At 68.1% G+C, this 25,236-nt stretch carries 21 protein-coding genes and 1 tRNA gene; 17 read left to right on the top strand and 5 right to left on the bottom strand.

Features of this window, described 5'->3' with window-relative positions; translation table 11 throughout:
* Positions 1-88: 88 nt before the first annotated feature.
* Positions 89-1,168, bottom strand: coding sequence for a mechanosensitive ion channel family protein (locus NLI89_RS14425; RefSeq protein ID WP_254687654.1), 1,080 nt, complete (start codon positions 1,166-1,168; stop codon positions 89-91).
* A 308-nt stretch (positions 1,169-1,476) separates the two neighbouring features.
* Here NLI89_RS14425 and NLI89_RS14420 point away from each other — a divergent pair, with 308 nt between their 5' ends.
* The 6 genes from NLI89_RS14420 to NLI89_RS14395 all read left to right on the top strand — a co-directional run bounded on the left by NLI89_RS14420 (position 1,477) and on the right by NLI89_RS14395 (position 9,425).
* Positions 1,477-3,147 carry an MFS transporter gene (locus tag NLI89_RS14420; protein WP_254687653.1) on the top strand — a complete coding sequence of 557 codons (1,671 nt, stop codon included), beginning with the start codon at positions 1,477-1,479 and terminating at the stop codon, positions 3,145-3,147.
* Positions 3,144-4,313: an HlyD family secretion protein gene (locus NLI89_RS14415; RefSeq protein WP_254687652.1), complete on the top strand. Its 1,170-nt coding sequence runs from the start codon at positions 3,144-3,146 to the stop codon at positions 4,311-4,313. Before NLI89_RS14420 ends, NLI89_RS14415 begins: the two co-directional genes overlap by 4 nt.
* Positions 4,314-4,741: 428 nt before the next feature.
* Positions 4,742-6,142: an efflux transporter outer membrane subunit gene (locus NLI89_RS14410; protein ID WP_254687651.1), complete on the top strand. Its 1,401-nt coding sequence runs from the start codon at positions 4,742-4,744 to the stop codon at positions 6,140-6,142.
* 147 nt (positions 6,143-6,289) lie between these two features.
* Positions 6,290-7,030 carry an NTP transferase domain-containing protein gene (locus tag NLI89_RS14405; protein ID WP_254687650.1) on the top strand — a complete coding sequence of 247 codons (741 nt, stop codon included), beginning with the start codon at positions 6,290-6,292 and terminating at the stop codon, positions 7,028-7,030.
* Complete coding sequence (locus NLI89_RS14400; protein WP_254687649.1) at positions 7,027-8,139, top strand: hypothetical protein; 1,113 nt, start codon at positions 7,027-7,029, stop codon at positions 8,137-8,139. Before NLI89_RS14405 ends, NLI89_RS14400 begins: the two co-directional genes overlap by 4 nt.
* 161 nt (positions 8,140-8,300) lie before the next feature.
* The gene (locus NLI89_RS14395) at positions 8,301-9,425 is read left to right on the top strand and encodes a CDP-alcohol phosphatidyltransferase family protein (RefSeq protein ID WP_254687648.1); all 1,125 of its coding nucleotides are present in this window, start codon (positions 8,301-8,303) and stop codon (positions 9,423-9,425) included.
* A 126-nt stretch (positions 9,426-9,551) separates the two neighbouring features.
* Here NLI89_RS14395 and asnB read toward each other — a convergent pair whose 3' ends face one another.
* Positions 9,552-11,495, bottom strand: a complete 1,944-nt coding sequence (asnB, locus tag NLI89_RS14390; RefSeq protein WP_368077285.1) for an asparagine synthase (glutamine-hydrolyzing) — start codon at positions 11,493-11,495, stop codon at positions 9,552-9,554.
* Positions 11,496-11,629: 134 nt separating this feature from the next.
* Between asnB and NLI89_RS14385 the strand changes: the two genes are divergently transcribed.
* The 8 genes from NLI89_RS14385 to NLI89_RS14350 all read left to right on the top strand — a co-directional run bounded on the left by NLI89_RS14385 (position 11,630) and on the right by NLI89_RS14350 (position 18,109).
* A complete protein-coding gene (locus tag NLI89_RS14385) occupies positions 11,630-12,991 on the top strand; it encodes a lipopolysaccharide biosynthesis protein (RefSeq protein WP_254687646.1) in 1,362 nt (453 codons plus the stop codon).
* A gap of 104 nt (positions 12,992-13,095) precedes the next feature.
* Positions 13,096-13,557, top strand: a complete 462-nt coding sequence (locus NLI89_RS14380; protein WP_254687645.1) for a DUF2141 domain-containing protein — start codon at positions 13,096-13,098, stop codon at positions 13,555-13,557.
* A gap of 89 nt (positions 13,558-13,646) precedes the next feature.
* Positions 13,647-14,738: a diacylglycerol/lipid kinase family protein gene (locus tag NLI89_RS14375; RefSeq protein ID WP_254687644.1), complete on the top strand. Its 1,092-nt coding sequence runs from the start codon at positions 13,647-13,649 to the stop codon at positions 14,736-14,738.
* Positions 14,735-15,637, top strand: coding sequence for a hypothetical protein (locus NLI89_RS14370; protein WP_254687643.1), 903 nt, complete (start codon positions 14,735-14,737; stop codon positions 15,635-15,637). The genes NLI89_RS14375 and NLI89_RS14370 overlap by 4 nt, the downstream gene beginning before the upstream one ends.
* The gene (locus tag NLI89_RS14365) at positions 15,634-16,401 is read left to right on the top strand and encodes a nucleotidyltransferase family protein (RefSeq protein ID WP_254687642.1); all 768 of its coding nucleotides are present in this window, start codon (positions 15,634-15,636) and stop codon (positions 16,399-16,401) included. Before NLI89_RS14370 ends, NLI89_RS14365 begins: the two co-directional genes overlap by 4 nt.
* A gap of 103 nt (positions 16,402-16,504) precedes the next feature.
* Positions 16,505-17,275: a 4-hydroxy-tetrahydrodipicolinate reductase gene (dapB, locus tag NLI89_RS14360; RefSeq protein WP_187502701.1), complete on the top strand. Its 771-nt coding sequence runs from the start codon at positions 16,505-16,507 to the stop codon at positions 17,273-17,275.
* A gap of 4 nt (positions 17,276-17,279) precedes the next feature.
* Positions 17,280-17,981: an endonuclease III gene (gene nth / locus NLI89_RS14355; RefSeq protein WP_254687641.1), complete on the top strand. Its 702-nt coding sequence runs from the start codon at positions 17,280-17,282 to the stop codon at positions 17,979-17,981.
* Between the two features lie 51 nt (positions 17,982-18,032).
* Positions 18,033-18,109: transfer RNA gene (locus tag NLI89_RS14350), tRNA-Arg, on the top strand.
* A 200-nt stretch (positions 18,110-18,309) separates the two neighbouring features.
* Here the strand turns inward: NLI89_RS14350 and NLI89_RS14345 are convergent.
* Complete coding sequence (locus NLI89_RS14345) at positions 18,310-18,567, bottom strand: hypothetical protein (protein WP_254687640.1); 258 nt, start codon at positions 18,565-18,567, stop codon at positions 18,310-18,312.
* Between the two features lie 400 nt (positions 18,568-18,967).
* Between NLI89_RS14345 and NLI89_RS14340 the strand changes: the two genes are divergently transcribed.
* On the top strand, positions 18,968-20,059 hold the full coding sequence (locus tag NLI89_RS14340; protein WP_254687639.1) for a metallophosphoesterase: 1,092 nt from the start codon (positions 18,968-18,970) through the stop codon (positions 20,057-20,059).
* 96 nt (positions 20,060-20,155) lie between these two features.
* Here the strand turns inward: NLI89_RS14340 and wrbA are convergent, their stop codons facing one another.
* On the bottom strand, positions 20,156-20,758 hold the full coding sequence (wrbA, locus tag NLI89_RS14335; RefSeq protein ID WP_254687638.1) for an NAD(P)H:quinone oxidoreductase: 603 nt from the start codon (positions 20,756-20,758) through the stop codon (positions 20,156-20,158).
* Positions 20,759-20,970: 212 nt separating this feature from the next.
* On the bottom strand, positions 20,971-21,705 hold the full coding sequence (locus tag NLI89_RS14330; protein ID WP_254687637.1) for a pirin family protein: 735 nt from the start codon (positions 21,703-21,705) through the stop codon (positions 20,971-20,973).
* 223 nt (positions 21,706-21,928) lie between these two features.
* Here NLI89_RS14330 and NLI89_RS14325 point away from each other — a divergent pair, with 223 nt between their 5' ends.
* Both NLI89_RS14325 and mqo read left to right on the top strand, forming a co-directional pair.
* Entirely contained in the window at positions 21,929-22,822 is an 894-nt protein-coding gene (locus tag NLI89_RS14325) for a LysR family transcriptional regulator (RefSeq protein WP_254687636.1), read from the top strand.
* A 399-nt stretch (positions 22,823-23,221) separates the two neighbouring features.
* On the top strand, positions 23,222-24,886 hold the full coding sequence (gene mqo, locus NLI89_RS14320; protein ID WP_254687635.1) for a malate dehydrogenase (quinone): 1,665 nt from the start codon (positions 23,222-23,224) through the stop codon (positions 24,884-24,886).
* The last annotated feature ends 350 nt before the right edge of the window (positions 24,887-25,236 follow it).

Genomic DNA, 25,236 nt, shown 5'->3' with positions numbered 1-25,236 from the left:
GGTTGGGGGTGGGTCGGTCTGGAACTGCCGGCTCGCTCGCCAAGCAGCCGACCCACCCCCGGCCCCTCCCTTTCAGGGAGGGGGGAAGTTAGGGGCGGCTTACCGGGTCGGGCGCCATCAGCAGGCGGTTGCGCGGGATGGCTTCGGGCATGTCCTCGCGAATATACTTCAGCAACGCCTCGCGCACATCGCAGCGCAGGTCGAACGCGATCGCCGCGTCCTTCGCGGTCATCAGCCCGCGCAGTTCGATGCAGTCGGTCTTCACGTCCGTCACCTGGAGGTTGTAGAACCGCTTGTCCCAGCGCGGGTTCGCGGTGACGATCTCGCCGAGTTTCTCGCGCAGCCGCGGCACGTCCGCCGACGGATCGAGATACCAGAACACCGACCCCATCAGCTGGCTCGTCTCGCGCGTCCAGTTCTGGAAACTCTGCTCGAGGAACTTGGACACCGGCACGACGAGGCGGCGCTCGTCCCAGATCTTGATGACCACGAACGTCAGGTTGATCTGCTCGACGCGGCCCCATTCGCCGTCGACGATCAGCACGTCGTCGATCCGGATCGGCTCGGTGAACGCCATCTGCACGCCGGCGATCAGGTTCTTGAGTGCAGGCTGCGCGGCGGCACCGACGACGAGGCCGGCGATACCCGCCGACGCCATCAGCGTAACGCCGATCGAGCGGATGCCGGGGACGCTCAGCAGCATCAGGCAGACGCTGATGAAGATGATGAAGAACGTCCCGATGCGGCCAAGGATCGCCGCCCGCGTACGCTTGCGGCGGGCGCGGAGGTTGTCCTCGACCGAGATGTCGGCGCGGATCTCGATCACGTCCTGGAATGCGCGCAACGCCGCGACCGCAAGCCAGCCGAGCAAGGCGGGTACGAGGAAACCGAGCAGCTGCTTCCACAGATCCTCGATGTCGTTGTCCATCGGCAGGATCCGCGCGACGAACGCGACCGACACCGAGACGAACACCGCGCGTAAGGGGCGGCGGACGCGAGCGAGGACGAGGCCGTCGGTCTTGGCGGTCGAGCGCCGCTGCGCATGGCCGCCGATCCGCATCGTCAGCCAATGCGCGACCAGCGCGACGAGGACGGCGGCCGAGACGACGGCGACACTCTCCAGCCAGACCCATTCGGGGGGTATGTGGAGCGATCTGAATATGCGCATACTGGCGCAACGGTCGGGGAAAGCGGGATGTTCCGCTGCAGTGCAGCATTTTGGTCGGGGCGGGCCTCGGGTTGAACGGGAAAGGCTAAATTTGGCGCAGCCACTCCGCGGCGAAGGCCACCACCCCGGCGAAGGCCGGGGCCCAATTGGAGGACGGCTATAACGATGCGCAGTCCGCCGTTACTGCGACCTTTCCAATTGGGCCCCGGCTTTCGCCGGGGTGGTGCGCGCTTTCGAATTCCGGTTGCGCATGATCGCCACTGTTAAGCCATGACGTCTCCCCCCGATCATGCCAGAACCACCCGACCATGATCGCCCAGAGAATCAGACATTTCCTGAGCGAAGAGGACTGGCAGTTCGCCGATCACGAACGCCCGATCCTCCCCGGCTCTCCGGGCTCCCCCGCGCATCCGAGGCACCGCCAGATCGCCTATGCGCTGATCGGCATATTGCTCGGGCTGACGGTCGGGTTCGGCAACGCGCTGATCAGCGCCAACACCTACACGCTCCAGGGCGCGCTCGGGCTCGATCCGGCGGAGATCGCGTGGCTGCCGACGGTCTATGTGATGACCAACGTCAGCATAAACCTGCTGATGATCAAGTTCCGCGCGCAATTCGGGCTGCGGCCGTTCGCGATGATCTTCCTGATCCTCTACGTGCTGATCACGCTCGCGCATCTGTTCGTCCACGGCTTCGCAACCGCGATCGCGGTGCGGGCGATCAGCGGGATGGCGGGCGCGGCGCTGAGCAGCCTGTGCCTCTATTACGTGATGCAGTCGCTGCCTGCGAAATGGCGATTGAAGGCGGTCGTGCTCGGCATCGGCATTCCGCAATGCGCGACGCCGCTGGCGCGGCTGTTCTCGCCGGACCTGCTGGCGATGTCGCAGTGGCGCACGCTCTATCTGTTCGAACTGGGGCTCGCCTTGCTGTCGCTCGCCGCGGTCGCCGCGCTGCGCCTGCCGCCGACGACGCGGAGCAAGGCGTTCGAGCCGCTCGATTTCCTGACGTTCGTGCTGTTCGCCGGATCGACCGCGCTGTTCGCGGCCGTACTCGGGCTCGGGCGGATCGTCTGGTGGACCAATGCGCCGTGGATCGGCTGGGCGCTGATCGTCGCGATCCCGATGTTCGCTGCGGCGATCGTCGTCGAGCACCATCGCGCCAACCCGCTGCTCAACACGCGCTGGCTGGGCAGCGCCGACATCGTCCGCTTCACGATCGTGATCGTCATGGCGCGGATCGTGCTGTCGGAGCAGACCTATGCGTCGGTCGGGCTGCTGACCGTGCTGGGCCAGAACAACGACCAGCTCGTGCCGTTCTTCCTGATCATCTTCGTCGCGTCGGTCGCGGGCGTGATCGCGAGCGCGGTGACCTTGGACGTCGAGCGGCTCGGGCATCCGATCATGCTCGCCATCGGGCTGGTCGCGGTGGCGGCGTGGTTCGATTCCTACGCAACCAGCCTGACACGCGCGCCACAGATGTACGTGACGCAGGCGATCATCGGCTTCTCCGCGACGTTCTTCCTCGGGCCGGCCCTGCTGTTCGGGATGACCCGCGCGCTGAAGGAAGGCGCGGGCCACATCATCAGCTTCATCGCGCTGTTCGGGATCATCAATTCGCTCGGCGGGCTCGGCGGCACCGCGTTGCTCGGGAGCTACCAGGTGATCCGCGAGAAGGCGAACAGTGCGGCGCTAGTCCAGCAGATCTCGCCGACCGACCCGATCGTGACCCAGCGCATCGCCGCGGGTGGCGCCGCGGTCGGCCGGGTGATCGTCGACCCGACCCTCCGCAACGCCGAGGGCGCCGCGATCCTGTCGCAAACCACGACGCGCGAGGCGAACGTGCTTGCGTATGCCGACGTCTTCCGGTTGATCGCCGTTCTTGCTGGCGCGACGTTCGGGTATCTGCTGTTCCTGCTGGCGAGACGGGCGCGACGCGAACGACGCGCGCGGCTGGAGGGCCCGGCTGAGGGGATGACATGAGCGACGCACGCAGCCCGGTGGCCGATGGGCCGGCAACCGAAGAGAAGCAGGCGGAGGCGACTGCGACGACCGCTGCACCCGCCGCCCCGGTCACGCCGGTCGGATCGGGCTGGCGTCCGCAACCACCCAGCCGCACCGTCATCGTCGTCATCGTGCTGTTGGCGATCGCCGGCGTGTGCGCAGTGCTGGCGGCGTGGCGGCTGCCTCCGTTCGCGACGAGCTATCAGTCGACCGACAACGCCTATGTTCGCGGGCGGACGACGGTGATCAGCCCGCAGGTCAGCGGCTATGTGACGCAGGTGCTGGTGCGCGATTTCGCCGATGTGAAGCAGGGCGATCCGCTGGTGAAGATCGACGATCGCATCTACCGCCAGCGCGTCGATCAGGCACAGGCGCAGGTCGATGCGCAGGCCGCGACGCTCGCCAACAGCCGGCAGACGGCGGCCAGCCGCCAGGCGACGTTCGCGGCGCAGGATGCGGCGGTCGCCAATGCCGAGGCGCAGCTGATGCGCGCGCAGGCCGACATGGCGCGCGTCAACGACCTGGTAGTCGACGGATCCGTGTCGTTGCGGGAGCGCGACCAGACGCTGGCGGCGTTGCGGCAGGCCCAGGCGCAGGTCCAGCAGGCGAAGGCGGCGCGGGAGATCGCCCGGCAGGATATCCGCACGGTGGAAGTCGGTCGTGGTGGCCAGCAGGCGGGGGTTTCCGGGGCGGAGGCCGCACGGCAACTCGCCCGGATCGACCTCGCCAACACCGTGATCCGCGCGCCCGAGACGGGGCGGTTGAGCGAAGTCGGCGTGCGGCTCGGGCAATATGTCACGGCGGGGTCGCAGTTGATGTTCCTGGTGCCGCCGGAGACGTGGGTGATCGCGAACTTCAAGGAGGCGCAGACCGCGCGGATGATGGTCGGCCAGCCTGCGTCGTTCACCGTCGACGGATTGGCGAACGCGCGGCTGACCGGGCGGGTCGAGCGGATCTCGCCGGCGGCGGGGTCGGAGTTCGCGGTCCTGAAGGCGGACAACGCGACGGGCAACTTCACCAAGGTTCCGCAGCGGATCGCGGTGCGGATCCGGGTGGACGCGGGGCAACCGCTGAGCGCGCGGTTGCGGCCGGGGATGTCGGTGCAGGCGCGGGTGGATACCGCCGGCGGGCCGAGGGTTCGGTGATGGGCCATGGTCGTCGCGGACTTCCCCCCTCCCTGGAAGGGAGGGGTTGGGGGTGGGTCGTGCTCGAGGGAGTGCTGTCTCCAACCCCAAGCCTAGCCACCCCCGACCCCTCCCTTTCAGGGAGGGGAGAAGTTCAGCAGATCGTGCACGCGAGCGCTCCGGCAAAAGCGTCCACCGTCGCAAATGGCGGTACGCCGGCAGATAGCGGTACGCTGTTAGAAAACGGTACGCTGTTAGAAAACGGTACGCTGTTAGAAAACGGTACGCTTACAAACCGGTCCACCCCGGCGAAGGCCGGGGCCCAATTGGGGGACGGTTATAACGGAGCGCAGTCCAGAATTATCGAGACCTTTCCAATTGGGCCCCGGCCTTCGCCGGGGTGGAAGCACTCTCCGGAATCTTCGTCTTCGCGAGAATGGTCGCCACCAATGGGAGCGCGATCAGCGAGGACTCTTGCCGCCCTCACCCTCGCCTTCCTAACCGCCGCCTGTATCGGCCCCCGCCCCGAAGCCCCCGTGACAACCGCCGTCGCCCCACCCCCCGCCTGGCGCACGGCACTCGGCACCGGCGCGCCGATCCGTGCGGACTGGTGGAGCGCGTTCGGCGATCCGGTCCTCACCGGCCTCGTCGCGCGCGCGCTCGCCAACAGCCCGGACCTCGGCTCAGCTGCCGCGCGCATTGACGAAGCGCGCGCCGCGGCCCGCCTCGCCCGCGCGCAACAGACGCCCCTCGTCAACGGCTCGGCGCCGAGTACCACCGGCCAGACCGTCAGCCCGTTCGGGACACCCTCCGATGCGATCGGCGCGCAGCCGGCGGTGTCGATCAGCTACGACCTCGACCTGTTCGGCCGCCTCCGCCTCGCAAGCCAAGCCGCCCGTGCGCAGTTGCTCGCCAGCGAAGCCGCGCGCGACACCGTCCGGCTCGGCATCGCGAGCAGCGTCGCAACCGGCTACATCACGCTCCGCGCACTCGACCAGCGCCTCGCCGTCGCGCGCCAGACGCTGGCGGCCCGTGCAGAAGGCCTGCGTATCGCACGCCGGCGCGCCGAGACCGGCTACACCTCGAACCTCGAACTGCGGCAGTCGGAGGCGGAATTCCACGCTACCGAACAGCTCGTCCCCGCCGCCCAGCTCGCGATCAGCCGGCAGGAGAATGCGCTGAGCCTGTTGCTCGGCGACAACCCCGGCCCGATTGCGCGCGGACGGACGCTCGACCAACTCGCCGCACCGGCGATCCCCGACGGCCTGCCCGCCGACCTGCTCCGCCGCCGCCCCGATCTCTATCAGGCCGAGCAGACCCTGGTCGCCACCGACCGCTCGCTCGACAGCGCGCGGGCGGCGATGCTGCCGAACCTCGCGCTGACCGGCTCGGCCGGCGTGGTGCTGTCGACTGCGCTGGCGAACCCGATCGCGGTGTTTTCGATCGGCGCCAGCGTGCTCAGCCCGATCTTCGATGGCGGGCGGCTGGGCGCGCAGGCCGATGCCGCGACCGCGCGCCGCGATCAGGCCGCGTTCGCGTATCGCCGGACTGCGCTCCAGGCGTTCCGCGAGGTCGACGACAGTCTGGCAGGGGTGCAGCGCTCGGGCCAGCAGGCGGTCGCGCTCGCCGGGCAACGCGATGCGCTGGCGGGGGCGCTGCGCAATGCCTCGAACCGGTACCGGGCGGGGTATTCGGCGTATATCGACCAGCTCGATGCGCAGCGCGGGTTGCTGACCGCGGAGCTGTCGCTGGTGCAGGCGCGGGCGGATCGGCTGACGGCATATGTGACGCTGTACCAGGCGATGGGCGGCGGCTGGTCTCGCGCGGATGCCGAGGCGGTGCAGCGATAGTGTTCCCCCGCGAAGGCGGGGGCCCAGGATCAAGCAGCGTAGCGTTCGTTACCCTGGGCTCCCGCCTCCGCGGGAGAACACGCAGCAGGTAGAAGGTCGCGCGACGATGCATTTTCCTGCCACACTTACCCCCTACAGCCTCACGCCATGAAGGCCATCATCCTTGCCGCGGGTCACGGATCGCGGTTGCTGCCGCTCACGCTCACCACGCCGAAGTGCCTGGTCGAGGTCGGCGGTCGCGCGATCCTCGATCACCAGCTCGACGCGGTCGCCGCGGCCGGGTTCGACGGTGCGGTGGTGGTCGGCGGCTACCGGATCGACCAGATCGCCGCGCATCTGAGCGCGCGCGACGGCGGTTTGCCGACCGAGCTCGTCTTCAACCCGTTCTGGTCAATCGCCAACAGCATCGGCAGCGTCTGGGCGGCGCGCGCGTATCTCGACGCGCCGTTCGCGCTGATGAACGGCGACACGGTGTTCGATGCACCGATCCTGCGCGCTGCAGTCGCCGATCCGGTCACGGGCGTGAAGCTGGTGATCGAGCCGCTCGTCGAACCCGGCCTCGACGACATGCTGGTCGAGGCGGACGGCGACCGGATCGTCGCGGTCGGCAAGCATCTGGTCGGACACAGCGCGACCGCGCGTTCGCTCGGGCTGATCGTGTCCACCGGCGGGACGACCTATGCCGATGCGTTGCGCGCGGTGATCGGCGAGGAGGACGGCATCCATGCCTATCACCACGCCGTCGTCCGCCGCGCCGCCGAGACGGTCGGCGTCCACGCACTGCGGATCGCCCCCGACGCGCGCTGGCAGGAGATCGACCGGCCCGAGGACATCGCGCAATGGCAGCACGATCATGATGCGCTCGCCGGAGACGGATCGGGCGCATGACGCGGAAGGTCGCGTTCCTGTTTCTCGGCGAGACGCTGCTGATCCCGCATCTGTATCCGATCGTCGAGGCGCTCGCCGCGACCTCCGACGTGCCGATCGAACTCTGGGTGAGCACGTCGGTGCACGAGACGTTGCTGGCGCGGTGGACGGCACCCTTCCCCACCGTCCGCATCCGGCGCGCGCCGGGGTTTCGCGCGGTTGCCGACGATGGCAGCGGGCGCAATCCGGTGCTGCCGGCGAAGATGCCGATGCTGCTCCGGCTGCTGCCGTATCTGCGCAGCGCCGCGGTCGTGGTGTGTGCGGAGCAGACGAGCCTGTGGCTCCCGCGGTTGTTTCCGATGCGCGCGAAGTTCGTGAAGACCTCGCACGGGGTGGGCTCGATGAGCGCGCGTGACGATCCGCGGCGGCGCGCGGCGGCGTTGACGCTGGTGCCGAGCGAGCTGGAGCGGCGGACGTATCTCGATCGCGGGTTCGCGCCCGAGCGGTTCGTCGCGACGGGCTATGTGAAGGCGGATTTCACGCACCGCACGCACGCCGCGCCGCCGTTCGCGGATACGCGGCCGGTCGTGCTGTACGCGCCGCATTGGCAGCAGCATCGCTCGTCGTGGTGGCGCTGGGGGGCGGACGTGGTGCGGCGGATCGTCGCGGACGGGTGCTACAACCTGATCTTCGCGCCGCATCAGCGACTGATCGAGAAGGCGCCGGAGGTCGCGGATCTGATGCGCGAGATCGGCGGGTTGCCGCATGTCCATTGCGACATCGACGGGTTCGCGATGGTCGACGGGAGCTATACCGGGGTGGCGGACGTGTATCTCGGCGATACGTCGAGCCAGGTGATCGAGTTCCTGATGCGGCCGCGGCCCTGCGTGTTCCTCAATGCCGGGGGTGCCGCGTGGGAGGGGGATCCGAACTACGCGATGTGGGTTTGCGGCGAGGTGGTCGAGGACGTTGCGGATGTGGTGACGGCGTTGGACCGGGCGGCGTTGGCGCATGGCGAGTATGCGGCGGTTCAGGCGGAGTTTGCTGGGCAGTCGCTCGGGGCGGTCGAGGGTGGTGCAGCGCGCGCGGCGCGGGAAGTCCTTCGACTGCTGAAAGCCACGCCGGTCTGACAAACAGCTGTTCCCCCGCGGAAGCGGGGGTCCAGGATACCAACCGCAGCGCTGCTTGATCCTGGGCCCCCGCCTTCGCGGGGGAACACGAAGCGATCTAGGACCGCTCGCCGTCGCCACCCCCTCTCGCTTTCACGACCAGATCGGGTAACGGGTGCGGGATGGTAGATTCGACAGCCCCTTCGCCAACGCTCCGGACCGTCCGGGCGAACGACACGCTGCTCTGGGGCATGACCAATGCCGAGCGGATCCGGCGGATCGGCGTCGCGCAGGGGTTGGCCCCGGATACCGACGACAGCACCGGCCCCGTCATCCTCGCCAACCTCGCCTACGCCTTCGATCCGGTATGGATCGCGCATCTTAAGTCACGGCCCGGGACCGTCGTCACGCGCACCGGCGTGCCCGTGCTGGCGCATGTCCGCGACGCCGGCGAACGCGATCGCATGACCGCGGCGATGCTCGGCGAAGCGCCGCTGGTGACTGGTCTCACCGTGATCGCCGCCGAGGCCGAGGAGGGCATCCTCAACGAAGCGCTCCGGAAGCGCGAACGGCCGTTCGCCGAACTGCTCACCCCCGCCGCGGTGCCGGCGATCGAGCGGGCGAGCTATGTCGGCGCGTACAAGGGCGTCACCGACCTGCTGACCAAATATCTGTGGCCGGAATGGGCGCTGGCGATCACGCGGGTCTGCGCGCGCGCCGGGATCACGCCGAACCAGGTGACGGCGCTCGGATCGGTGCTGTGCATCGTCGCGACGGTGGCGTTCTGGCATGGCTGGTTCTGGACGGGGCTTGCCACGGGCCTGTTCTTCATGGTGCTCGACACCGTCGACGGGAAGCTGGCGCGGTGTACGATCACGTCGTCGAAGCTCGGCAATGCGTGGGATCACGGGGTGGACCTGGTGCATCCGCCCTTCTGGTGGTGGGCCTGGGCGGCGGGGTGTGCGCCGTACGGGCGACCGCTGGAGGACCGTATGTTCTGGGCGGTGATCGGGACGATGCTGTTCGGCTATGTCGCGCAGCGGTTGATCGAGGGGGCGTTCATCGTCCGGTTCGGGATGCACATCCATGTGTGGGAGCGGTTCGACAGCTGGTTCCGGCTGATCACCGCGCGACGCAATCCGAACATGGTGATCCTGTTCGCGGGGCTGCTGGTGACGCGGCCGGACTGGGGGATCATCGGGGTTGCGGCGTGGACGGCGATCTCGCTGGTGGTGCATCTGGTGCGGCTGGTGCAGGCGATGCTGCGCAAGGCGCGGGGCGAGACGTTGGTGAGTTGGCTGGCGTAACAATCCTCCCCCGCCAGGGGGAGGTGGCACCGCAGGTGACGAAGGGGGAGGACACGCAACCCCGGTGATCGCCTGCCTCCCCCTCCGTCTGGCAAGGGCCAGCCACCTCCCCCTTGCGGGGGAGGATCAGGGGATGTGCAGCGCCTTGGGCCGGCCGATCCACCACAGGCAGTAGATCGCCAGCGCGTACAGGAACCGGCTGTAATCCCGCTTCCCCGCACGGTGATCGGCGAACACCTTGTCGACGGCGCCGGCGCGCCACATCCCCTGCTCGCGCACGCCACTGTCGCGCCAGAGCTGCTCCGCATACGCCCCGAAATCGCCCGCGAACCAAGCAGCGAGCGGCATCTGGAAGCCCTGTTTTCGCCGGTCGAGGATCCCCTCCGGCAGCCACGGTGCGATCGCCTGCCGGATCACGTATTTGCCGACCTTGCCGTGCAGCTTCATGTCGGCGGGCATCGACAGCGCGAGGTCGACCATGCCCTGCCCCAGCATCGGCACGCGCACTTCGAGCGAATGCGCCATGCTCGCGCGGTCGACCTTGGTCAGCATCGCGCCGGGCAGGTTGAGCGCGAGGTCGGCGAGCCCGAACTGCTCCAGCGTGTCGGTGGAGATCGCGTCGGGATCGGGGAAATATTCCGCGACCAGCGCGGCGATCCCGCCCTCCTCCTCGGCGATGAACTCGGCCGAGAATATCTCGCGGCGGAAGGCTTCGTTCGTGATCTGCGTCTTGGCGAAGAACCGCGCGATGCCGTTCGGGAGTGCGGCGCTGCCGGTGGTCTTCCGCCAGCGCTGCAACACCGCGTTCGCATGGCGCGACGGCAAGGTCGGCACCGCGTCCAGCGCGCGCGCGAGCCGGCGCAACGGGGCCGGCAGCGCGCCGATCCGCCGCTCGGTCGCATGGCGCTTATACCCGAAGAACAGTTCGTCGCCGCCATCGCCCGACAGCGCGACCTTCACCTCCTGCGCGGCGATCTGGCTGACATACCAGGTCGGCACTGCGGACGGATCGGCGAACGGCTCGTCATAACAATGCTGGACCTCGGGCAGCATCGCCTGCGCATCCGCGAGCTCCAGCGTGCGCGTGACGTGGTGGCAGCCGAGATGCCGCGCGATCGCCTCGGCGTGCGGCGATTCGTCGAAACGCGGGTCGGGAAAGCCGATCGTGAAGGTACGAACCGGGCGGTCCGACACCTGCGCCATCGCCGCGACCACCGCGGACGAATCGACGCCGCCCGACAGGAACGCGCCGACATCGACGTCCGCGACCATCTGCTGGCCGATCGTGTCGAGCCATTCGTCGCGGAACCGCTCGATCCACTGCGCTTCCGACAAGGGCTCGGCGGGACGATAGGCGGGCGTCCAATAGGCGCGCAGCGTCGGCGGTCCGCTCGCCTCGACGGTCATCACGTGACCCGGCGGCAGCGTCCTCACCTGCGCGTAGATCGATCGCGGGGTGCGGACATGGCCGAAGCTGAAATAATCGTGGAGCGCACGGCGGTCGACGTCGAACACCATGCCGGGCAACAGCGTCAGCGTCTTGAGTTCGGAGCCGAATGCGAAGCCGGCGGCCTGGTCGGTATAATATAGCGGCTTGATGCCGATCGGATCGCGCGCGAGGATCAGGCGCCGGGCGTGCGTATCCCACACCGCGACCGCGAACATCCCATCGAGCCGCGCCCAGACGTCGTCGCCCCAGCGTTCGTAGCCGGCCAGGATGACCTCGGTATCGCCCGCGCTGTCGAACACCCGCCCCAGCGCCTGCAATTCACGCCGCAATTCGCGGAAATTGTAGATCTCGCCATTGAAGACGAGCGCATAGCGGCCGTCGGGCGAATGGAACGGCTGGTGGCCACCCTCGATGTCGATGATGCTCAGTCGGCGCATGCCGAACCCGAAATCGCCATCGGTCATCACGCCCTGGTCGTCGGGCCCGCGGTGGAGGATCGCGTCGCACTGCGCCGTAATGAGGGGCGCGGTCACGAGGCGGGGCGAGGCCGCAGCGCCACCTCGCGCATAAAGGCCGGCAATTCCGCAGATGACGAACGATCCCTCGCATGACGGCAGCACCGCCGCCCGAACGCGCGCGGTCTAGGAGCCGCCCGGCGCTTTGTCACCTTTGGGCGCCCCGGCCCCTTCTTCACACCTCGCCGGCCCCCGAAACCTTGCCGCACCCGCCGTCGCGCTCTAGGGGCCGGTCGCAGATGGTTCAGGACCCCGCTCCTTCTCCGGCCCCGGCAGATGCGCCGGCACGCGCCGGCACGACCGGGATATTCCGGGCGGCGGCGCGCAACCTCGGCTGGCTGCTCGCCAGTCGCAGCGTGCTGGCGATCCTGTCGCTCTTCTATCTCGGGTTCGCGACGCGCACGCTGGGCGTGGTCGACTTCGGCCGGTTCGCGCTGATCTCGGGTGCGGCACAGGCGCTGGCGACCTTTGTCGGCTTCCAGACGTGGCAGATCATCGTCCAATACGGCGTCGAGCCGATCCAGCAGGGCGACACGCCGCGGCTTGCGCGCCTGCTCCGGCTGTCGGCGATCCTCGATTTGTGCAGTGCGCTGGTCGGTGCCGTGCTGACCGTGGCGATCCTGTTCGCGTGGAGCGACGGGTTCGGCATCCCGCCCGACCTGATGCGCGACACGCTGATGTTCGCGGTGGTGCAGCTGATCACGATCCGCTCGACCCCGCTCGGTATCCTGCGGCTGCGCGACAAATTCTCGTTGTCGGCGGTGGCGGACAGCATGACGCCGATCATGCGGTTCGTCGGTGCGGGCGCGGCGATGATCTTCGAACCGACGATCCGCGGCTTCATGCTCGCCTGGGCGGTCGCCGAGATCGTCACCGCCGCGACCTATTGGATCATGGTCGCGCGCAGTGGCGACCTGCGCCTGCTCGCGAGCGGCCGGGGGACGTGGCGGCAGGTCCGCGACGAGAATCCCGGCATCGTCCGCTTTTCGCTCAGCACCAACGCCAGCGCGACGCTGGGCCTGTCGAGCAAGCAGATCCCTCTGCTGCTGGTCGGCGCGTCCATCGGTCCGGCGGCGGCGGGTGCGTTCCGGCTGGCGACTCAGCTGGCACAGGCGCTCGCGAAACTGTCGCAGATGCTGTCGCGCGCCGCCTTCCCCGAGATCGTCCGCGCGGTCCGCACCGCCGAGCCCTCGCGCCTCCGCCGCATCCTCGTGCGGACGATGCTGGCCAGCACGGCGGCGGCGCTCGTCATCCTCGCGATCGTCGCGCTGGTCGGCGAGCCGATCCTGAAGCTGGTCGGCGGCAAGTCGTTCGTCGGCGCCTATCCGGTGCTGTTGTGGCTGGCTGCCGCCGGGTGCTTCGACCTCGCCACGGTCAGCCTCGACACGGTGATGACCGCACTGCACCGCGCCGGCACGGTGTTCGCGATCCGTGCGGTCGGCGTCGGCCTGCTGTTCGTCGCGGCATTCTTGCTGATGCCCGCTTATGGATCGGCGGGTATCGCCGCGGCGGTCGCCACCGGATCGGTCGCGGTGGCGATCCTGCTGGGGTTCGCGGCGGCCCGGATGACCCGCACGCCGGACGAAGCGCAGCCTGCATAGAGCCCCCGGCAAGCTCCGGGCGGGGGCGATAAACGCCCTGTTCACGTCGCAAATGTCATCTGCGCGCCGCTCTATCGCCACTATTTTCGGGTCTTAGTCTGCCGATGAACCATGTAATCCTTATGGCGCTGGGCGCGGCCGCCGCGCTTGCGCCGGTCCAGGCGCGCGCCGCCGAGACCTGCGAGGGCACGCCGGGCAATGGCAACGCCAAGCTGATCCTCGAGGCGACGACGATGCACAACCATGTCGGCGAAGTCGCCTTCACGGTCTATCCCGACGACAAGAAGCGGTTCCTGGCGAAGGGCGCGAAGCTGGCGCGCGCGCGCGTGTCGGCGGCGAACCCGCGCGCCTGTTTCTGGCTCAAGCCCGGTTATTACGCGATCGCGCAATATCACGACGAGAATAGCGATCATGATTTCAACCGGACGCTGTTCATGCCGAAGGAGGGCTTCGGCTTCTCCAATGACGCGCCGACCTCGATCGGGCTGCCGTCGTTCGAATCGGCCCGTACGGCCCTGCCCGCCTCCGGCACCGTCGTACGGATGAAGATGCGGTACCGCCGATAATATGCGTCCGGACTGCGCCTGACGCGGAACGGAAATCTTGCTGACACAAATTTGTAGCGGTTCTGTGCCGTGACGGGTATCTCTATATCGTGGCTGATGCTGTTTCGAACTTCGACGCCTTTGGCAGGCAATCGCTCTCCCCTCCAGTCGCGCCCGCGTGGCTGCCTGAGGGGATGTTCGATTCGGCTGCGTCCGAACGCGCCAGCGTGAACCCGCGCGAGGCAGCCGCGAAGATTCGCACCGGCATCATCTGCAACCCGAAGAGCCATCGCAACCGCAGCAGCGTCGAGGCGACCAAGCCGTTCCTGTCCGGCACCGTCCTCGCCGTCACGCCGCGCACCCAGGCCGAGCTGGCCGAGGTGCTGACCGATTTCGCACGTCACGGCATCGAACTGCTCGTGATCGACGGTGGCGACGGCACGATCCGCGACGTGATGACCGCCGCCGCGCGCGTCTGGACTGGCGCCGCACCCCGCGTCGCAATCGTCCCGTCGGGCAAGACCAACGCGCTCGCGCTCGATCTCGGCATCCCCGATACCTGGACGCTCGATCAGGCACTGACCGCGGCCCGCCATGGTCGCGTGAAGCTGCGCAGCCCGGTCGAGGTGATCCGCAAGGATAGCGGCGCGAAACTGTGCGGCTTCCTGTTCGGCGCGGGCGCGTTCGTCGATGCCACCGCTCTGGCGCAACGCACGCACCGCGCCGGCGCGTTCAACGGCGTCGCGGTCGGGCTCGCGCTGTGCTGGGCGATCCTGCAGACGCTGTTCGGTGGCGCCAACAGCGCGTGGCGCGCCGGCAACCGGATGCGGATCCGCTTCCAGTCGCGCGGTGACGAGGGCGTGCACGCCGCCGGCAAGCATGCCGACACCGATCGCGCGCGCTACATCCTGCTCGCCTCGACGCTGAAGCGCATGCCGATCGGCATCCGTCCGTTCGGCGTACCGCGCGCCGGGTTGAAGACGCTGGTGGTCGATGCGCCGCCGCGCTGGCTCGCCGCCGCGACGCCGCTGATCGTCGCCGGCTCGCCCGCCGCCTGGCTCGATCGCGCGGGCTATCACCGGATCGATACGCCGAGCTTCGACCTGTCGATCGACTCGGGCTTCATCCTCGACGGCGAAGTCTATCCCGGCGGCGACCTGACCGTCCGCGAAGCGCGCCAGCTCAGTTTCGTCGTCCCGTGATAACGCTCGGCGACGTCGTCCGCCGCCAGTTGCACGTCCCCACTATCCCCGCGGTCCGCGACGTCTCTGCGATACTCGCCGAGAGCGCGGCCGGGACCGTGGCGGTGCTATTCTACGGCTCGAACCTGCGCACCGGCGAAACCGAAGGCGTGCTCGATTTCTACGTGCTGACCGCAGGCCCGCCCGAGCGCGGCATGTGGCCGACCGTCAGCTACCGAGAGTTCGACCTGCACGGCGAGACGCTGCGCGCGAAGATCGCCACCATGCGGTTAGCGACCTTTGCCAAGGCGGCGGCGGCGCGGACGCTCGACACGACGATCTGGACCCGGTTCGTACAACCCTCCGCGCTGGTCTGGGTGCGCGATCCGGATACCGCGACGCAGGTCGCCGAGGCGATCGCCGACGCGGCCAAGTCCGCCGCGCGCTTTGCCGCTGCGCTCGGCCCCGAGACGGGCACCGCCGACGAGTATTGGCGCGCGCTGTTCCGCCAGACCTATGCCGCCGAACTCCGCGTCGAACGCAAAGGCCGCGAGGGGCATATCCTCGGCTTCGACCCAGGCCGGTATGCCGAACTCCTCCCGCTCGCCTGGACTGCGGACGGCATCGCCTTCCGCGACGAGGCCGGGATGCTGAAACCCGACCTGGCGCCGGCACGACGTGAGGTGCTGCTCAAGGCCTGGGCACGCCGCCGCCGCGCCGGCAAGCCGATCAACGTCGCCCGCCTGGTGCGCGCCGCCTTCACCTTCGAGGGCGCCGCCCGCTACGGCATCTGGAAGGTCGAGCGCCACACCGGCGTCGCCGTGCCGCTGACCCCGTGGCGCGAGAAGCATCCGATCCTCGCGGCCCCCGGCGTGTTCTGGCGGGTCTGGCGCGCGCGCACCGGAGCCAAGACGGTATGAGCGCCTCTGCTGACCAAGGTTTCAGCGCGCTGATCCTCGCCGGATCGCGCGGCGGCATCGACCCCGTCGCGGCCTATGCCGGCGTCTCGCACAAGGCGCTGATCGAACTCGACGGCCAGACCCTGCTCGCCCGCGTCGCCCAGGCGTTGCGCGAGGCCGGTGCGACGCGGATCGCGGTCTCGGTGTCCGACGATGCGGTCCGCGCTGCCGCCGTCGCGCTCGGCCTCACCGTCCTGACCGCCGCTTCCGGTCCCAGCCACAGCGTCCGCGACGGCATCGAGGCACTCGGCACGCCGCTGCTCGTGACCACCGCGGATCACGCGCTGCTCCGGCCCGAATGGATCACCCGCTTCCTCACCGATGCCCCCGCGCACGCCGACGTCGCCGCGTTGCTCGCACGCCAGGACGTGATCGAAGCCGCCGCGCCGGGCACGCGCCGCACCTATCTCCGCTTTGCCGATGGCGCCTGGTCGGGCTGCAACCTGTTCCACTTCGCCACCCCCCGATCGGTCGCCGCACTCGATCTATGGGCGCAGGTCGAGGCGGATCGCAAGCGGCCCTGGCGGATCGTCCGCCGGCTCGGGATCGGCACGCTGGTCCGGTACATGTCCGGTCGCCTGACGCTGGTCGCCGCGCTCGCGCATCTGGGACGTCTCGCCGGCCTCGACGCCGCCGCGGTCGCGACCCCGTTCGGCCTCGCGGCGGTCGATGTCGACAAGCCAGCCGACCTCGACCTCGTGCGGGACCTGATCGCCCGCCGCTGAGGTCCGTACACCGCGAACGGCAGCGCCGTCTTTCGCGGAGAAATTGCCTCAGGCTACCGCTCCCCCCTGTCCCCGCACCGCCGCTTGGTGCAAAGCGCGACGCATGCAGACGCTCGCGCCCCACCCCGCCCCGACCGCCACCAGTTCGCCCGCGATCGGCATCTACGGCAGCGCCGGACGCATGGGCCGCGCGATCGTCGATGCGATCGAGGCGGCGGGCGCGTCGCTCGCCGGCGGCGTCGATGCCGGCGAAGACCCCGCCCCGCTCGCACGGACCGCCAACGTGCTGGTCGATTTCTCGACGCCCTCCGCCGTCGAGGCCCATCTCGCCGCCGCGCGCGCCGCTGGTACCGCTATCGTGATCGGTACGACCGGCCTGTCGCCGCAGCACCAGTCGATGATCGACGCCGCAGCGGCCGACATCGCGATCCTCCAGACCGGCAACACCTCGCTCGGCGTGACCCTGCTCGGCATCCTCGTCCGCGAGGCCGCCGCGAGGCTCGGCGCCGACTGGGACGTCGAGATCGTCGAGATGCACCACAAGCACAAGGTCGACGCGCCGTCGGGCACCGCGCTCCTGCTCGGCGACGCCGCCGCCAAGGGTCGCGGATCGTCGCTCGCCGAACTCCGCGTCGACAGCCGCGCCGGCCTGGTCGGCGCGCGCACCGAAGGCACGATCGGTTTTGCCTCGTTGCGCGGCGGCTCGGTGATCGGCGACCACAGCGTGATCTTCGCAGGCGAAGGCGAGCGGATCGAGCTCAACCACCGCGGCGACGATCGCTCGATCTTCGCGCGCGGCGCGGTGCGGGCGGCGATCTGGCTCGCGGGGCAGCCTGCCGGGCGCTACCGGATGGGCGACGTGCTCGGACTGTGACGCGGTGAAAAAGGCCGACGTCATCGAGTTCTACGCGCGTCTCGCCGAAGCCGACCCGCACCCCGAGACCGAGCTGGAATTCGTCAATCCCTACACGCTCGTCGTGGCGGTCGCGCTGTCCGCGCAAGCCACCGACATCGGCGTCAACAAGGCGACGCGCGCCCTGTTCCGCGAGGTCGACACGCCCGAGAAGATGGTCGCGCTCGGGCTCGACGAACTGAAGCGCCACATCAAGACGATCGGGCTGTTCAACACCAAGGCGAAGAACGTCATCGCGCTCTCGCAGATGCTGATCGACGACTACGGCGGCGAAGTACCCAATGATCGCGCCGCACTGGAGCGACTGCCCGGCGTCGGCCGCAAGACCGCGAACGTGGTGCTCAACGTCGCGTTCGGCGCGGAGACGTTCGCGGTCGACACGCACATCTTCCGCGTCGGCAACCGCACCGGCCTCGCCCGCGGCAAGACCCCGCTCGCGGTCGAACTGAAACTCGACAAGGCCACCCCCCAGCCGTTCCGCCTGCACGCGCATCACTGGCTGATCCTGCACGGGCGTTACGTCTGCAAGGCGCGCACGCCCGAATGCTGGCGCTGCATCGTCAGCGATCTCTGCGCCTACAAGCCGAAGACCCCGCCGCCGAAGAGCAAATCGGCAGCGCCGGTATCACCGCCAGCGCTCGCCGATCCGACACCCGGGGAACCGTGAACACGAAAACGTCTGGCGCACCCCGTTTCGCTTTGCTAGGCGAGCCATCCGGCACCCGTAGCTCAGCTGGATAGAGCGCTGCCCTCCGAAGGCAGAGGCCACTGGTTCGAATCCAGTCGGGTGCACCAAAGTTTCCAGAATATGATTTAAGCCGATGATCTCGGCGGAGACTGGCTTGAAGTGGCAGTCGTTGAGCAATGTCGCATCGACGGCGCGGCTCGCGGTGGCGATTAGACAAGCGCTGCGATCAGCTAGCTTGACCGACCATCCACAGCGTCGGCTCGGAAAATTACCGGGGTGGCGCACGCGCGACACCCCGGTACGTCATTCAGTTGCTGTCCGAATCATCGTCCTCATGGTCGATGATGAGGTAGGTGACACCCGCCAGGATGCCAGCGCCGATCACGATCGGCGCGATGCTGGCACCAGCAAGCTTGCTCGACTTCTTCGTTGGCGTGCCCGCGCGCACCGACGGGGACAGCGAGAGCGACTGAGCCGAGGCTCCTGCTGCCGGTGCGGCATTTGCCGCGACTGGCAAGGCGGTCATCGCAAGCGCCGATGCGCCGAGGATCCATGTCTTAATCATAACTCACTCCCGTACATGTCAGCCGGTACGACTGCCCCGCCACAACGGATTTGGGCGGTTAGAGTTCCTCCCGGTGCATATCGAGGAACGGCAAGCCACCGGCAGAACCGGCATAATAGAACGGGCGCGCCGCTCGGTAAGGGCGCCCAGCCCCAGTGATCGCAACGCCGCTTTCGGCTGGTCCTGTCCGATCGGGCCCGCGCGCATACCCCATGCTGTTGGGCCCAATGCCGATCTGGTCGTGACGCGTCCCAGGATCGCGCGGCCTGCCGGCGCGACACAATGCCGCCATCGTTTAGCCGGTATATCCAGCGCGGAACCGGCTATGGCCCGGTCGCACGATTGACGGAGACCGACGATCTTTCACCTTATCTTCGCGACCCCCTGCCTGTTCGTCCTGGTGCGCTGGCTGTGGCCGCTGGCGTTGCCGTTCTGGGTGAAGGCCAGCGTGGGCGTGCTGCTGGTGGTGGCGTCGCAATTTCATTTCTGGAGCCGGCTGTCCTCGGGATCGGTGTTCGCGCCGGAAATGCCGCGCGCCGTCGTCATCCTCTTCAACTGGGCGTTCGGCGCGATCCTGCTGCTCGCCGTCCTGCAAATCCTGCTCGATGTCGGGACGGTGGCGACGCGGCTGGTCCTCCGCGGCGCCAGTGGTGACGGAAGCGGGGGCGTGCCGGACGGCGTGCGCTATGCGATCGGCGGGGTGGCCGCGATACTCGCCGCGATCGGCGTCGGCGCCGCGTTGCGCGTGCCGCCGGTCAAGGACGTCGCGGTGGCGATCCGCAACCTGCCGCCGGCGTTCGAGGGATACCGGGTCCTGCAACTCACCGACCTGCATATCAGCCGCCTTTTCCCCGCATGGTGGACCCGACACGTGGTCGACCGGGCCAACGCCTCCGGGGTCGATCTGGTGGTCGTCACCGGCGACTTCATCGACGGCTCGGTCGCGATGCGGCGCGACGACATCGCCCCCCTTCGCGATCTGCACGCGCCCGACGGGGTCTATGCCATTCCCGGCAACCACGAATATTTCTTCGAGTATCCGGCGTGGATGCAGCATCTGGAGGGTCTGGGCTTCCGGATGCTGCCGAATGCGCACGCCGTCCTGGCCCGCGGCAACGCCAAGGTGACGCTGGCCGGCGTCACCGATCTCTCCGCGCCACAGGTGGGACAGGCCGGACCGGACCTCGCCGCCGCACTGGCTGGCGCGCCGGAGGGGGCGCCGATCCTGCTGCTGGATCATCAGCCGAAGAACGCCGGGCGGTCCGCCGACCGCGGCGTCGCGCTGCAACTGTCGGGGCACACGCATGGCGGTATGATCGCCGGTCTCGACCGGCTGGTGGCGCGCGCCAATGCCGGGTTCGTCTCGGGGCGCTATGCGGTCGGCGACATGACCTTGTACGTCAGCAATGGAACGGGCTTGTGGCCCGGCTTCGCGCTGCGCCTCGGTCCTCAGTCGGAAATGACGCGGTTCACGCTGCACATGGCGCAATAGTCGTTCGGCCAAGCGGACATCAGGCGAAAGCAGAACGACGCGGACGTTGCCGCCCGCGTCGCCTCAGTTCAGCCTTGGGCTTCCAAAGCTAGGCGTTCAGCCCTTCAGCTTGGCCGCCGTCTCGGCGATCCGCTTGCCCTGATAGCGGGCGCCATCGAGTTCGTCCTTGCTCGGCTGGCGGCTGCCGTCGCCGTCCGACAGCGTCGTCGCGCCGTAAGGCGAGCCACCCTTGACCGCATCGACGCCCATCTGCGCCTGGAAGCCATAGTCGAGCCCGACGATCGTCAGTCCGTGATGCAGCAGGTTGGTGATGATCGAGAACAACGTGGTTTCCTGGCCGCCATGCTGGCTCGCGGTCGAGGTGAACGCACCGCCGACCTTGCCGATCAGCGCGCCGGAGAACCACTGGCCGCCGGTCGTGTCCCAGAACTGCGCCATCTGCGCGGGCATCCGGCCGAAGCGGGTCGGCGCACCGACGATGATCGCGTCATACTGTTCGAGCGCGGCGGGGCCTTCGATCTCGGCATGCGCGCTGTCGGTCTTGAAATGCGCGGCCTCGACGACCGATTGCGGCGCGGTCTCGGCGACGCGGCGGATATCGACCTCCGCACCACCGGCGCGCGCGCCCTCGGCGACGGCGTCCGCCATCTGCTCGATATGGCCGTAGGACGAGTAATAGAGCACGAGAACCTTGGTCATGGGTTGTTTCCTTCTTGGCTCCCCCTCCCGCAAGCGGGAGGGGGCGTTTCCTTGTTGGGCTCCCCCTCCCGCAAGCGGGAGGGGGCTGGGGGGTGGGCACCCGGCTGCGGCAAACGAGCCGGATCGAAGTGCGTATCTTCAACGATGGTCACGCCGGAGGTGAGCGCGAGCCCACCCCCTGCCCCCTCCCGCAAGCGGGAAGGGAAAGAAGTTTACTCCGAGTCCACCAGAACGATCTCGGCATCATCCTGTGCCGTAATCGTCACCGTCTGGCCGCCCAGCAGCGCCGCTCCGTCGCGCGCACCGAAGGCTTCGTCACCGATCGTGATCGCACCGGTCGCCGGCACCAGATACACGTGGCGGCCGTCGTCGATCGCATAGTCGACGCTGTCGCCGGCCTTAAGCGTCGCCGCCAGCACCCGCGCATTCGCACGGATCGGCAATGCATCGACGTCGCCCTCAAACCCGCTGGCCAGCGTCACGAACTGGCCGGAGCGCTCGCCCTTTGGAAACGGCTTGGCACCCCAACTCGGCGCACCACCCTTGCGCGAAGGCTCGATCCAGATCTGGAAGATCGTCGTCGTCTCCGGCTCCAGGTTATACTCGGCATGCCGAACCCCGGTCCCGGCGCTCATCACCTGGACGTCGCCCGCCTCGGTGCGGCCCTTGTTGCCGAGCGAATCCTGGTGCGTGATCGCGCCGCTGCGGACATAGGTGATGATCTCCATGTCCTGATGCGGATGCGGCGGGAAGCCCGAGTTCGCGGCGATCTGGTCGTCGTTCCACACGCGGATCGCGCCCCAGCCCATCCGGGCGGGATCGTAATAACTCGCGAACGAGAAATGATGCCGGGCTTTCAGCCAGCCATGATCGGCATGGCCGAGGCTTTCGAAGGGGCGGCGGTCAACTTTGGAAAGGGCAACTTTGGAAAGGGTCGTGGTCGTCATGAGATGTCTCCACTGGTTGGAGCCAAGATAAGCGCTACGATCACACCGTAAATAGAAACGCTGGAAACCGATCGTTTCGGTTGGTAACGTACGCCATCTTACCCCCCTCCCTGGAAGGGAGGGGTCGGGGGTGGGTCGGCCGCTTGGCGAACGCGACATTCCCTCGATAGCGACCCACCCCAGCCCCTCCCTTCCAGGGAGGGGAGAAGATCCGGAGTCCCCCATGCGCCTGCCCGATCTCGAAGCCTGGGCGATCTTCGCCAGCGTCGTCGAGCACCGCTCGTTCAGCGCCGCCGCCGACGCGGTCGGGCTCAGCAAGGCAACCGTGTCGAAGGCGATCACCCGCCTCGAAGCCCATCTCGGCCAGTCGCTCTTCCACCGCACCTCGCGCCGGCTCGCGCTCACCGAAGCCGGCAAGCCACTCGCCGAGCACGCCGCGCGCATCCTCGCCGAAGCCCGCGCCGCGGAAGAATCCGCGCACGACGCCGCCAGCGCGCATACCGGGCGCGTCCGCCTCGCCGCCCCGATGAGCTTCGGCATCACCAACGTCGCGCCGATCCTCGCCGAGTTCCTCGTCGCGCACCCGGGGATCGAGGTCGACTTCCACCTTTCCGATGCGCGCGTCGACATCGTCGCGGAAGGCTTCGACGTCGCGCTGCGGATCGCCGAGCTGCCCGACAGTTCGCTCCGCGCCCGCCGCTTGTGCAGCATCCAGGCGCACACCGTCGCCGCACCCAGCTACCTCGCGAAGCACGGCACGCCGACGCACCCGGCTCAGCTCGGCGAGCACCAATTGGTCGGCTATTCGAACGTCGTCGGCCCGTGGCGCTTCCACGGCCCCGGCGGCGCCGACGTCTCGGTGCGACTACAGGGCCAGCTCACCGCCAACAGCGGCGAGGCGATCGTACCCGCGTTGATCGCCGGCCTCGGGATCGCGCGCCTGCCCGACTTCATCGTCGACCGGCACATCGCCTCGGGCGCGCTGGTCACCATCCTCGACGATTGGGCGCCCGCGAAGATCGGGCTCCACCTGCTCACGCCGCCCAGCCCGCTCCGCCCGGCCCGGGTCGAGGCACTGATCGAGTTCCTCGCCAACCGGCTGCGTGACCCGAGCTGAAGGCCCAAGCTGACTGCCCTAGCTGACGGCCAACCAGAACGCGCCCCGTTCAAGGGGTTGCGGGCTGCGACCTTGCATCCGCAGCGTCCGGATGCCATGTACGGGGTGGATTAAGCGCCTGCCCGAGCGGTGGCCTTGTCCCAACAAACACCCGATATCTTGGGACGAGGACTTTGAGCAGCGGCCGCGCTCAGTCGGTAGTTCGAGCATCGATCCCGTCATTTCCGCGTGGCTGAAACCGATAATCCGGTCATGGATTCTCGTCGTCATCGGCCTTTGTCGGGACAGCGGGCCATGCCGAAACGAAAAGGCATGACCATGCGGTTTGACGCTAACGACGAGGTGAATTCCCCAACTTCGCGCACTCCAGAACCGCGTACCGGAGAATCGCGTACAGGCGTGACCCGCCGCAACCTGCTCGGCTCGGCGATCGTCGCCGGCGGTGCAGCGGCGCTCCCGCTCGCACACGCCGATGCGGCGACGACCGAGCGGACCGTCGACGTCCTGCTGATCGGCGGCGGCATCATGAGCGCCACACTCGCCGTCCTGCTCCGCGAACTCGAGCCGACCTGGACGATCGAGATGGTCGAGCGCCTCGACAAGGTCGCGGACGAAAGCTCCAACGGCTGGAACAACGCCGGCACCGGCCACTCCGCGCTGTGCGAGCTGAACTACACGCCGGTCAACAAAGCCGACGGCAAGGTCGAGATCGCCAAGGCGGTGGAGATCAACGAGCAGTTCCAGGTCACCCGCCAGTTCCTGAGCCACCAGGTCGATTCCGGCATCCTCGGCAATCCACGCTCGTTCATCAATTCGACGCCGCACATGAATCTGGTCTGGGGCGATGCCAACGTCGCCTTCCTGCAAAAGCGCCATGCCGCGCTCCAGGCGAGCCCGCTCTTCTCGGGCATGGAATTCACCACCGACCCGAAGCAGATCGCACAATGGGTGCCGGTGATGATGGAGGGCCGCGCGCCCGGCACGAAGCTCGCCGCGACGCGCTCGCCGCTCGGCACCGATTGCGACTGGGGCGAAGTCACGCGCCAGTACATCGCCTCGCTCGCCAAGCAGGACAATTTCACGCTGACCACCGGGCATGAGGTCCGCTCACTCGAACGCGAGACGATCGGCGGCAAGAAGGCGCGCTGGCGCGTCACCGCGCGCGACATGAAGACCGACGAGAAGCAGGTCATCAAGGCGCGCTTCGTGTTCGCAGGTGCAGGCGGCGGCGCGCTGCCTATCCTGCAAAAGTCCGGCATCCCCGAGGCCGACGATTATGCCGGTTTCCCGGTCGGCGGCTCGTTCCTGGTCGCGGACAAGCCCGAGATCACGCATCGTCATCTCGCCAAGGTCTACGGCAAGGCAGCCGTCGGCTCGCCGCCTATGTCGGTGCCGCATCTCGATACGCGCTTCCTCGACGGCAAGCAGGCGCTGCTGTTCGGCCCGTTCGCGACCTTCTCGACCAAGTTCCTGAAGGAAGGCTCGTATTTCGATCTTCCGGCGTCGGTCACGCTCGACAATTTCCGGCCGATGCTCGCGGTCGGCTGGGACGATTTCGACCTCGTCGAATATCTCGCAGGCCAGCTCATCATGTCCGACAGCGACCGGATGGATGCCCTGCGCGAGTATTTCCCGGGCGCGAAGGACGGCGACTGGCGCCTGTGGCAGGCGGGCCAGCGCGTCCAGATCATCAAGCGCGATCCTGAAAAGGGCGGCGTACTGCGGCTCGGCACCGAGATCGTCGCGTCGAAGGACGGCTCGATCGCCGCGCTGCTGGGCGCTTCGCCGGGTGCCTCGACCGCGCCGTCGATCATGCTCAACCTGCTGAAGAAAGTGTTCCCGAACCACCTCGCCACCGCCGGGTGGCAGGCCAAGATCCGGGAGATCGTGCCGACCTACGGCGTGATGCTCAACGAGACCCCCGACGTCCTCGCCGAACATTGGGCCTCGACCGCGGACACGCTGCAACTCGCGATCCCCTCGCCCACGGTACAGGTATCGACTGGACCGCGTCCGGCCGCGATGCGCGTAAAGCCCAACCGCAGCCCCGACCTCGCGCTGTAATCCATACCAAACATCACCGCACGATCCTCCCCCGCCAGGGGGAGGTGTCGCCGAAGGTGACGGAGGGGGAGGATACGAAACGACGGTTGGCGCGTGCCTCCCCCTCCGTCTGGCAAGCGCCAGCCACCTCCCCCTGGCGGGGGAGGATTTACGGGCGCCACGTCCGACCATACCTCAGTCCTTGGCCCGGCTGTCCTACATCACGACGATCTGCCACGGTCGATCGATGAGCGATCCGCCCTTCCAAACCCTGCAATTCCAAACCGACCGCAAACTCCCCGCATCGAGCGATCGAACGGCGCCTGCAAATACTCTCCCAGCGTCTATACTTTCTATACTTCACTCGGTTT

This window comes from Sphingomonas faeni, from assembly GCF_024273235.1.
Lineage (GTDB): Bacteria > Pseudomonadota > Alphaproteobacteria > Sphingomonadales > Sphingomonadaceae > Sphingomonas > Sphingomonas faeni_A.
This window is presented reverse-complemented; position numbering and strand designations above follow the sequence as displayed.